The organism is Rhodovarius sp., assembly GCF_040399605.1.
In the GTDB taxonomy this organism is placed as follows: domain Bacteria; phylum Pseudomonadota; class Alphaproteobacteria; order Acetobacterales; family Acetobacteraceae; genus Rhodovarius; species Rhodovarius crocodyli_A.
The window spans coordinates 1-7,331 of record NZ_JBBARU010000118.1 but is presented as its reverse complement, the minus strand read 5'-3'; the positions used below and the strand labels follow the sequence as shown (position 1 = coordinate 7,331).

Genomic DNA, 7,331 nt, shown 5'->3' with positions numbered 1-7,331 from the left:
CAAGCTCCCTACGATCTCTATCAGAATCGTAAAAACTTCTCGATCAGGACACTAGTGAGCTGATCAGCGGCCACTCCTCATCTCTCAGATCACTCGGATAGTGCAGCTTGCTTCGGTCGTACCAAGCGAGGTTTTCATTGGTATGTACCCGTCGATGCCCTCGATTCGCACGGCTGGCACCGAATCACATGGGATTCCTTCGATTCAAGCTGTTTCCGGATGGCCACTTGGGAGCCCGAACCGGTATGACCTCGTCGGCGGTCAGGGGACCCGCTGGCCGGTCCGCTGCAGACGCCAGGACTGCCCGGAATAGTCGCCGCAGCGGAGTAGCTCCGGCTGGTTGCTGCCCGGATCAATATCGAGGCACATGTCACGCCCACGGAAGGCCGTGGTCAGCACCACCCACTCGCCGGACTGCGTGATCTGCCAGAACTGGCCCGTAGAATTACCACAGTCACGCAGTTCCGGCCGGTTCGTCGGCGGGTTGATGTCGAGGCACATGCCCGGGCCACGGAACTCGTTCCGCAGGCGATAGGAGCCGTTGCCGATGGGCTCGAACTGCCAGTTCTGGCCGGTGACGTTCTGCGCGTTGGCCAGCCGTGCCTGATTGTTCCGCGGCCCGCCATTGAACACGTCCATCGGCATGTTCGCGCCGCGAAACTCTGTACTCAGCTTGTAGAAGAAATTCGGATCTGGTGCTTGCGCCAGGGCGGACGAGGCGATGCCCATCATGGCCATGCAGGCTATTGCAAGGAAGGGGCGGGGCGTGCCTGGCGGTTCGATGATCAAGGTTGCGTGAGGATCCGTCATTATCCAACTGCCCAGCTAGCTGAGGTTAACATCACCTAGATCTGCCCGCTGAACAAGTGCTTCCGGTTCCGAGCGACCTGTGCGGTTGAACGAACAGCTGGCGTTAGGCGATGGGGCCGTGAAGCCGCAATATCCTGGCCCGGCGGGGGGTACTTTTCAGCGCGGCAGACGGACCTGTCCTGCCGCTTTCGTCCACCCTTGGGCCTGGGTCGCGGTCACGCGCATGACGGTCGCGCTCATCTTCCCTGCTTTGCTTGAACTGCAACGCGCTGGCATTCCTGCGTTGGGCTTCAATCCGGATGATGGTCAGAAAGCTCTGTCAGAAAACCGGATGATCTCGGAGCTGGTGGCTGAGGTGATTGGCCTGCCGACGATCAATGGCATCTCCACTTTCAACCCGCCGCTGTGGCCGGACGGGCTGCCGAGTACGCCGGCATATGCCGCTGCCGTGCGCGCCTAAGCGGCGGTCCGCAGACTGTAATACCAAATCCCGCTGATCAAAACCGATGCGCCCAGTCGCGCATGCCGATGGGCATGATGCGCCACGGCATCTCGATCAGCAGGATTTGGTATTACCCGCGAGGTTATCTACCTCAGAATCTCGACCGTCGCCGACTGGGTAGGCACCTGCAAGGCGATGCTAGCGCCGCTGGTGACGTTGATCGAAGCGCATGTCCTGGCGCCTCGCCGTTGCATGGCAATGATACCACCGTGCCGATGCTGGTGCGCGACAAAACGGTCCTTGCGCGTCTGTGGACCTAATCCATCGTTTCCCGAGCCGCCTCTACTGCAATGTGCCGCATCACCGCTCTGTTGGGGCAACCGGGCCTTCAGCCAGTTGTGGCGGCGCGCGTAGTACGAGCAGGGCGAGCGTGGCGGCAAGGGCGAGCAACGTCGTCACTAGCAGGACCGCTGCGGCGCCGACGAGGTCTAGGCTGAGCCCGACGATGAGCGGGGCAGCCGCCACCGCGATGTTGGATGGCCCTGCGATCAGGCCCTGGCGCCGGCCATATCCCGCGGGTCCGAACAGAGCGAGCGGCAGCGCGCCGCGGCTGATCGACAACAGACCAGAGCCACCGCCATGCAGCCCCGCAAAAATCGGCGCCGCCACCGGCCCGCCCACCAGCAGCGCTGCCGCTGCAGCCGGATGGGCCATGGTGGCTACGCGGGCAGCCACCAGCGGATGCAGCCGGCGCATCAGCCCGAATTCGGCTACCCGCGCCGCTACCTGCGCCGGCCCCAGCAGAGCCGCGGCGGCAATGGCAGCAGCCGGGGTCGCGCCGGCCGACATCAGCAGCCCGGGCAGATGCGTGCCGATGCCAGAATTTACCACGCCCTGCGCAGCAAATACGAAGGCCAGCAGCATGATGGCCCGGCGCGGTGCATCCCCATCGGTCGAGCCGGTGGTCGGCACTTTGGCTGGAGGAGTTGAATGGGGCAGGCTTGCGTAGGCCATCAGCCCAACCAGGATATGCAAGGCAGTCCAGGCAAGACATGCCTCGCGCCAGCCCCAGGCATCGGTGATCCAGGCAGTGAAGGGCCATCCGATGGTGCTGGCAAAGCCCGCAATCAGCGTGATGCCGGTGATCGGGCCACGGGCGCTGCGCCCAAACAGCGCGGCCAGCGCAGAAAAAGCGACATCGTATAGGCCACAGGCCATGCCGATACCGATCACCACCCAGGCCGCCGCTAGGCCAGCCAGGCCATTGGCCTGCGATAGCAGCAGCAGCCCCGCTGCAAACAGCAGCGAGGAGGCGAGTAGGAGGGGCCGCCCCCCCCGCGCATCCACCATGCGTCCCGCTAGCGGCGCCAATGCGCCGGCGATCAGCAGCGAGGCGGACAAACCCGCGAAGATCGCCCAGGTCGGCAGACCGAGGTCTTGCGCCATCGGCACTGCAAGGATCGCTGGCAAATAGTAGGTCGAGGCATAGCCAAGTGTTTGGCCAATCCCGAGGGCGAGGACCACGCGCCGGACCGGCGGCGGAGCGGCCTCGGGCTGGGAACCGGTCAAGCCGTCACGCTGAGATCAGGCATGGGGGCTCGGGCAGCGCTGGATCTCGCGGTCCCGGGCAGCGGGCGGATCCGTTTCTGCCCTGGGATGGCGGCGGGCGCCGCGGCGCATAGGCAGATCCTAAGCAGCATCTTGGACGCCTCGCTTCACGGCTCAGATGATCCCGTGCCGCACACGGGCCGAGAGCCATTCGCTGACCAGGACGGTGCCGAGGATCAGAATGAAGATCATCGTCACTTGCGGCCAGGCGAGCACGTTGATGCTCGCCTGCATCTGCATGCCGATGCCGCCCGCGCCCACCAGGCCAAGTACCGTCGCCTCACGAATATTGATATCCCACCGGAACACCGTGATGCCCGCAAAGGCTGGCATCACCTGCGGCACGACTGCCCAACCTAGCACCTGCGCGCGGGAGGCACCGGTGGCCGAAACCGCTTCGACCTGGGTCGCATCAATCTCCTCGATCGCCTCATAGAGCAGCTTGGCGATGAAGCCGACCGAACGCAACGCAATGGCCAGGATCCCGGCCAGCATGCCAGGCCCCAGGATGATCACCAGGATGAGCGCCCAGATCAACGAATTGATGGAGCGCGAGGCGACAATGATGAACAGAACCGGTGCCCGCACCAGGAGGAGGCTCGGCGTTGTGTTGTGCGCGGCCAGGAAGGCGAGGGGCACGCCGATGAGCACGGCCAGGCCGGTGCCGATGGTCGCGATGTTGATGGTGTCCCAGAGCGGCTTCCAGAGTTGGTTCGCGTAGCTCCAGCGCGGCGGGAACATGCGTGAAACCAAGTCTGCACCTTGCGCGGGCGCATCCCACACAAAATCCCAGATCGTGCGTTCGGAGATAAACTGGAAGCACGCCACGGCGAGTGCGATGGCGGCGAACCAGCCTGACCATACCAGCAGATCGGCTCTTGGGGTGCGGCGGCGCCAATCCGGCGTGCCATCGGCCCGCGTGAGGATGGCCATGCTACTGCACCTTCCGCCGGATCCAGCCGCTGGAATACTCGCAAGCCAGCACGATCACGATGATGACTATCAGCACGGCCGCGGCCGTATCGAATTCATATCGGTCGAAACTGGTGTTGAGCGTGTCGCCGATGCCGCCCGCACCCACGAGGCCAAGCACCGCACTCTCCCGGAAATTGATGTCGAGCCGATAGGCGGAGAGGCCGATCAGCCGCGGCTTTACCTGCGGCAGGACGCCCCAGGCCAGGAGCTGGAACCACGAGCCGCCCGTCGCGCGCACGGCCTCGGCCTGGGCGGCTTCGATATCCTCGATGTCCTCGGCGATCAGCTTGGCCATGAAACCGATGGTGGCGAAGGCCAGCGTCATTGTGCCCGCCAAGGGCCCGAAGCCCAGCATGGCAACAAAGACAATGGCGATGATGATTTCCTGAAAGGTGCGAGACACCGCGATGATGGCCCGGCAGGCGAGGTAAACAGGCAGCGGCGCCAGATTGCGGGAGGCGCCAAGCGCCACCGGAATGGACAAGATGAGGCCCAGCGCAGTGGCGACGACCGTCATGGTCAGGCTCTCCAGCAGTCCTTCCAGGATGTCGTCGCCCTTGGACGTAAAGTCCGGTGGGAAGAAGCCACCCAGGAAGCGCCCGGCGCGTTCAAGCCCCTCGGCCGCGCGGGTCCAGTTCACCTCGATCGTGCCGATGGCGATAACGGCATAGACCAGCGCGCCGAGATAGATCGCGTAGCGCAGCCAGGCGGAAGCGATTAGAGGCGGTGGCCGCCAGGCGCGTGCCGCGGCCTTCGCGTCGAAGTCCGGCGCGTCCAGGGTCGCGGCGTTCATGCCAGCGTCCCGGTGGCCTCGGCCTCCTCCTCGGCCCGGCCGATGGTCTGCGACCAGTCCTCCTCACCATAGATGACGGTAAGTTGCCCGCCCCCCAGCGCCTCCGCCTGATCGTCAAAGACGATACGCCCGGCCCGCAGGCCCACGATACGCTTGGCGAATTGCTGGGCGAGTGCCACGTCATGAATGTTGATGATGGCTGCCAGGCCGCGCTCGCCGCATAACTCCACGATCAGGCGCATGATCTGTCGGCTGGTCTTCGGATCCAGGCTCGCGGTTGGCTCATCCACCAGCAGCAGCTGCGGGTCCTGCATGAGGGCGCGCACGATGCCAACGCGTTGCCTCTGCCCGCCAGAAAGAGTGTCGGCGCGCTTGTCGGCCATATGCGCAAGGCCCACGCGATCCAGAAGCCGGAAAGCCTCCTCGATATCTGCGTGGGGAAAGCGCCGAAACCACGACGGCCAGAAGCCGACATAGCCGAGCCGACCGGAGAGAACATTTTCCATGACGGTCAGGCGCTCGACCAGCGCATATTCCTGGAAGATCATTCCCATGCGCCGGCGTGCGCGGCGCAGCGCCGTGGTGCCGAGGCTGGTGATCTCCACGCCATCCAATTGTACGGTGCCGCTGGTGGGTTCCACCAGACGATTGACGCAGCGGATGAGCGTGGACTTGCCCGCGCCGGAGGGCCCGATCAGGGCCATCACCTGGCCGGCCGGCACCTCCAGATCCACGGCGGTCAGGGCAACATCCCCGGTCGGATACCGCTTGCTCAGCCCCTGGATACGCAACAGCATGGGGTCACCCTCGGGCATAGGAAAAACCACCGCCCCTGGATGGGGTTGATGGTCGTGTCAGCGACAGGCGTAGGAAACGCCCATCGCTGCGTCAATCTCACGGATCACCTGCCAATGCTGGCGGTAGGTGATTGGCATGAACCTCTCCTGCGGCGGTTCGGACTTGCCGAATTCCTCCAGCAGCGGAGTGCCGGCCCAGTTGAAGCTGAAGAAGGCGCCGCGGATCTTCTCGGCCAGCGCCGGGCTCAGATTATGCGCATGACCGTAGCCAGTCGTTGGAAAGGACTGGCTACGATAGATCGTGCGGATCTGCTCGGCCCGTACGACGTTACGGGCGATCATCCGCACCATGACTGAATTTGCGATCGCGGCGGCGTCATAATCCCGATTGGCGACGCCGAGGATGGAATTGTCGTGCCGGCCTGAGAAGGCGGGCGTGAAATCCGTGCCGGCGCGCATGTTGAACTGGCTGGCGAGGAGGGCGGAAGGCGCCTTGAAGCCGCTGTTCGACGTCTCGGCGGTGAATGCGATGGTGCGCCCCCGCAGATCCTCGATCCGCCGCGCGGGCGAGGAAGCGGGCACGATGAACTCCATCTCATATCCAAAGCGATTGTCGTTGCTGGCCATCATGGCGAAAGGCACAAAGCCCGCGCAATTCACGGCCAGTGGGTTGGAGCCAGTGTTGAAGCCGGCCACATGCAGGCGGCCCGCGCGCATCGCCTCGATCTGCGCCGCATTGGACTGCACGGCGAAGAACTGCACCCGCTTGCCAGTCTCCCGTGCCAAGTGATCCAGGAAGGGCTGCCAGACACGGCGATAGACGGCCGGATCCTCCACGGGAGTATAGGCGAAAATAAGGGTTGAGGGGTCGGCCAGTTCGCGCGTGATGGTCGGCACATCAGCGACCAGATCACCGTCCCGGTCACAGTAGCGGGCGTCAAGCGTGCCACGTGGGCAGTCGGCGGTCTGGGCGGCTGCCTGGACGCTGATGGAGGCCAGGAAGGCAAGGCATCCCAGGGTCAAATAGCGTCGCAACATGGAAGGCAGGCTCCTTTGAACGGGGGCGTGGAAACAGAGCTAGCGAGGGCGGACCGCAAGGTCTCCGGCAACCCAATTAAGGATATCCCCTTAGTCCGGTATTCCGGCCAGGGGAAGTCGAGCTCGCTCATCGCGACTAGACCATCCAATAAGAGGCGGGACCGGCTACCGTGGGAGGATAAGGCAGACGAGCTTCCGCATGTCTGCGTTTGGCATCATGCCTGCAAAAGACGGCGGCGAAGGGCTGCCGAGCCGGTATCAATCAGAGCAACCGCGGCGAGGATCATCAGGATGATGAAGCTGGCCTCGTCCCAACGCATGGGCTAAATGCGGTCCGAACGGAGGAACCCGATGCCAGCGGCACCGACAATACCGAGAATGGTCAAAGACCGCACATTGCTCTCGAAGATGTAGAGTATGTGCGACAGCATCAGCGGCAGGGCATGACCGGCGAGGTGTTTTTCGTCTGGAACCCCGATGACGCGGCGAATATCGGCCGCCTCTCTTTCTTCGGCCGCCTGGCCGAACTCGGGGCTCTGGAGGCGGCCGTCTATGGCCGCATGGGCTGCGATTTCCAAATTGAAGAAAGGGTGGGCTGATGCCGCTCGTCACAACGCTGAATGGCGTGCCGATCAACGACGATACGCTGGCCGGCAAGGGGTATCTCACCGCCTTAACCGGCAGTGATGGCGTCACGCTCCCCAATTTCCTGGCGCAGAATTGGGCGATCTACAAAGCAGCGCTCGGCACGGTGGCTGCCACTTGGCGCGCCGCCAGATCGCCATGACCAGCGCGTCGCTCACGAGCTGCGCTGTCATGGTGCTGCTCATGGACCAGCCGACAACGCGGCGCGAAAACAGGTCAATGA

Annotated in this window: 9 protein-coding genes; 3 read left to right on the top strand and 6 right to left on the bottom strand. The window is 63.9% G+C overall.

Going from position 1 to position 7,331, the window contains the following annotated elements; translation table 11 throughout:
• Positions 1-261: 261 nt before the first annotated feature.
• Positions 262-789 (bottom strand): RICIN domain-containing protein, encoded by a 528-nt coding sequence (locus tag ABWP84_RS17685; RefSeq protein ID WP_353213344.1) that lies wholly within the window; start codon positions 787-789, stop codon positions 262-264.
• 244 nt (positions 790-1,033) lie between these two features.
• Here ABWP84_RS17685 and ABWP84_RS17680 point away from each other — a divergent pair, with 244 nt between their 5' ends.
• On the top strand, positions 1,034-1,270 hold the full coding sequence (locus ABWP84_RS17680; protein ID WP_353213343.1) for a hypothetical protein: 237 nt from the start codon (positions 1,034-1,036) through the stop codon (positions 1,268-1,270).
• Between the two features lie 342 nt (positions 1,271-1,612).
• On the opposite strand, the gene ABWP84_RS17675 is transcribed toward ABWP84_RS17680, so the two are convergent.
• The 5 genes from ABWP84_RS17675 to phnD all read right to left on the bottom strand — a co-directional run bounded on the left by ABWP84_RS17675 (position 1,613) and on the right by phnD (position 6,463).
• A complete protein-coding gene (locus ABWP84_RS17675; protein ID WP_353213345.1) occupies positions 1,613-2,776 on the bottom strand; it encodes an MFS transporter in 1,164 nt (387 codons plus the stop codon).
• A gap of 198 nt (positions 2,777-2,974) precedes the next feature.
• Complete coding sequence (gene phnE, locus ABWP84_RS17670) at positions 2,975-3,793, bottom strand: phosphonate ABC transporter, permease protein PhnE (protein ID WP_353213342.1); 819 nt, start codon at positions 3,791-3,793, stop codon at positions 2,975-2,977.
• A 1-nt stretch (position 3,794) separates the two neighbouring features.
• Positions 3,795-4,628 carry a phosphonate ABC transporter, permease protein PhnE gene (gene phnE, locus ABWP84_RS17665; protein WP_353213341.1) on the bottom strand — a complete coding sequence of 278 codons (834 nt, stop codon included), beginning with the start codon at positions 4,626-4,628 and terminating at the stop codon, positions 3,795-3,797.
• Positions 4,625-5,425, bottom strand: coding sequence for a phosphonate ABC transporter ATP-binding protein (phnC, locus tag ABWP84_RS17660; RefSeq protein ID WP_353213340.1), 801 nt, complete (start codon positions 5,423-5,425; stop codon positions 4,625-4,627). The genes phnE (ABWP84_RS17665) and phnC overlap by 4 nt, the downstream gene beginning before the upstream one ends.
• Positions 5,426-5,482: 57 nt before the next feature.
• Positions 5,483-6,463 carry a phosphate/phosphite/phosphonate ABC transporter substrate-binding protein gene (gene phnD / locus ABWP84_RS17655; protein ID WP_353213339.1) on the bottom strand — a complete coding sequence of 327 codons (981 nt, stop codon included), beginning with the start codon at positions 6,461-6,463 and terminating at the stop codon, positions 5,483-5,485.
• Positions 6,464-6,672: 209 nt separating this feature from the next.
• Here phnD and ABWP84_RS17650 point away from each other — a divergent pair, with 209 nt between their 5' ends.
• A complete protein-coding gene (locus ABWP84_RS17650; RefSeq protein ID WP_353213338.1) occupies positions 6,673-7,062 on the top strand; it encodes a hypothetical protein in 390 nt (129 codons plus the stop codon).
• Positions 7,062-7,250, top strand: a complete 189-nt coding sequence (locus ABWP84_RS17645) for a hypothetical protein (protein WP_353213346.1) — start codon at positions 7,062-7,064, stop codon at positions 7,248-7,250. The genes ABWP84_RS17650 and ABWP84_RS17645 overlap by 1 nt, the downstream gene beginning before the upstream one ends.
• Positions 7,251-7,331: the final 81 nt, after the last annotated feature.

Coding starts and splice junctions, on each gene's coding strand:
- ABWP84_RS17680 (WP_353213343.1), top strand. CDS start 1,034: ATGACGGTCGCGCTCATCTTCCCTGCTTTGCTTGAACTGCAACGCGCT.
- phnE (WP_353213342.1), bottom strand. CDS start 3,793: ATGGCCATCCTCACGCGGGCCGATGGCACGCCGGATTGGCGCCGCCGC.
- phnE (WP_353213341.1), bottom strand. CDS start 4,628: ATGAACGCCGCGACCCTGGACGCGCCGGACTTCGACGCGAAGGCCGCG.
- phnC (WP_353213340.1), bottom strand. CDS start 5,425: ATGCTGTTGCGTATCCAGGGGCTGAGCAAGCGGTATCCGACCGGGGAT.
- phnD (WP_353213339.1), bottom strand. CDS start 6,463: ATGTTGCGACGCTATTTGACCCTGGGATGCCTTGCCTTCCTGGCCTCC.
- ABWP84_RS17645 (WP_353213346.1), top strand. CDS start 7,062: ATGCCGCTCGTCACAACGCTGAATGGCGTGCCGATCAACGACGATACG.